Below are 1,943 nucleotides of genomic sequence, written 5' to 3' on the forward strand. Positions count from 1 at the left end.
GAAAACCACGATTGTGGCGAGTGGCATGAACCAAGCTAACACCAGGTCAAGCAATGCCCACATCCGTATTGCGGCAGGTGTAGATGGAAGCCCGGTCGTCTTCATTCGCTTCTTCACCATTGAATCTCTCGGAGGAGCGCCCGGGTAAGATGCGGGCGCTCCCGTACTTTGCGACAGTCCGTATCAGGGACAGGCGGGCCGATTTTCCGGCAGGTAATCACGAGTGTAGTAGTCAGTAATTGGCTTAGTGTTAGGAAGCCCAAGATAGGTCGTCAGCAGCTCATAGGTGATGTTCCAATTGGCATCGGGAACATCCCCGAGAGTAGAAGCTCCCTCTACGCACAGGGCCGGGATAATCAGGTTCTGTGCGGTCCAGATACTTGCATCCCGGCTGTTCGCCTTCGGGTACATTTCCAACAGAGCGTCTGCCGCCGCGTCGGGATCCCTGCGCGCTGCATCCCAGCCCTTTAGCGACGCCTCTATGAAGCGTTTGTAGAGATCAGGATTCGCAGCCAGCTTATCTTCCCGGGCGATCAGGCTAAGGCCGACCGTGGGGATGCCATTCTCGCGGTACAGGATCGCCGTGGTCTCGATGCCCCGATCACGCAGTGGAGCGCTTATCGATCCAGGGTCGGACAACACCACATCAACCTTTTTCTCGGTCAAAAGACCAAGAAACGCCGCGCCGTCGACACTGATGATCTCCATGTCAGATTGCTCGAGACCATTCGCTTTGAGCAGAGGGTCAAGGAGGGCGGTCTGGGAACACCCGGCGCAAACCGCAACCTTTTTGCCCTTCAGATCCTTGATCGTTTCGATGCCGCTTTCTTTGAGAGAGATCGCAGCGGACGTGTTGCCTTCCAAGATCGGGGCGATGATCTTGAAGTTCGCTCCCTTTGAAGCCACGTTCATTGCAGCGGGGGCATCTGCGTACCCGACGTCCGTTTGACCGGTTGCCACGAGCTGCGAGGTGATGGAGGAACCTCGCCCTTCTTCGAATTCAATGTCGATGCCGAGCTCCTCATAGAAGCCCAGCTTCTTCGCTAAGACAAAGCCGAGGTCGCCATCGTCAGCCGTCCAGTTGAAGGTGAACTTCATTTTATCGGCCGCGAGTGACAGCGAGCTGCTCATTCCTACCGCAAGCGCTGCCAGAAAAATGCTTCTTCCCATTGTTTTAATGAGTGTTCTTCCTTCAGTGTTCATGTCCATTCCCCTTTCGCTTCTTAGAGTGCTCGACTAATGTTTCTCGGCATGCCTGAGCCAAGGCATGCAAGATTTCTCCGCCGCCTGAACGACATAGGTGAGCAATATTCCGAGCAGCGCGGCGCAGAAGAGAAGCGCGAAAATAAGTGCCACGTCACCGACCCTCATCGCGCGCAGCACCAGGTAACCAATACCGCTGTTGGAGCCGATATATTCGGCAATGATGACTGACGTGACCGATAGAACGATGCTGACCTTAAATCCGGAAAAGATGTGGGGCAGCGCTGCGGGCAGGCGGATCAGGTATAGCGTTTGCCACCAATTCGCGCCCATCGAGCGGGAAATATAAAAGATATCCCGGTCAACCGACTTAAAACCGGCGATGCTGTCGACCATGATCGGAAAGAAGACAAACATCACCGTCAGGATGATTGCCGATGTATGCCCGAAGCCGAACCAGATGATGAGAAGGGGCAGCAGCGCAATCTTCGGCGCGATTTGAAACAGCAAAATCAGCGGATACAAACTGCGCTCGAGGAGCGGACTGATTGCCACAAAAAAAGCAAGCGGAATAGCCAGGAGTGCGCCAACAGAAAATCCAACGGCGATAAGCGTCAGGCTTTCAAGTGCGCTTGGCCAGATGAACTCGAACTCCACGAAAATCCGGGTGAAGATCTTCGTGGGGGCTGGCAGGATATAGTGGGACGTATCCAGCAGGTTGATGGTGATTTCCCATACCG

2 protein-coding genes are annotated in these 1,943 nt (G+C 54.7%); both read right to left on the bottom strand.

Annotation, left to right across the window (positions count from 1 at the left end):
* Positions 1 to 183: 183 nt before the first annotated feature.
* Complete coding sequence (locus EOA85_RS34040; RefSeq protein WP_127212617.1) at positions 184 to 1,209, bottom strand: ABC transporter substrate-binding protein; 1,026 nt, start codon at positions 1,207 to 1,209, stop codon at positions 184 to 186.
* A gap of 27 nt (positions 1,210 to 1,236) precedes the next feature.
* Positions 1,237 to 1,943, bottom strand: a 707-nt coding sequence (locus EOA85_RS34045) for an ABC transporter permease (protein WP_164760090.1), incomplete at its 5' end; no start/stop codon positions are given.

Source organism: Mesorhizobium sp. M5C.F.Ca.IN.020.29.1.1, from assembly GCF_003997375.1.
In the GTDB taxonomy this organism is placed as follows: Bacteria; Pseudomonadota; Alphaproteobacteria; order Rhizobiales; family Rhizobiaceae; genus Mesorhizobium; species Mesorhizobium wenxiniae.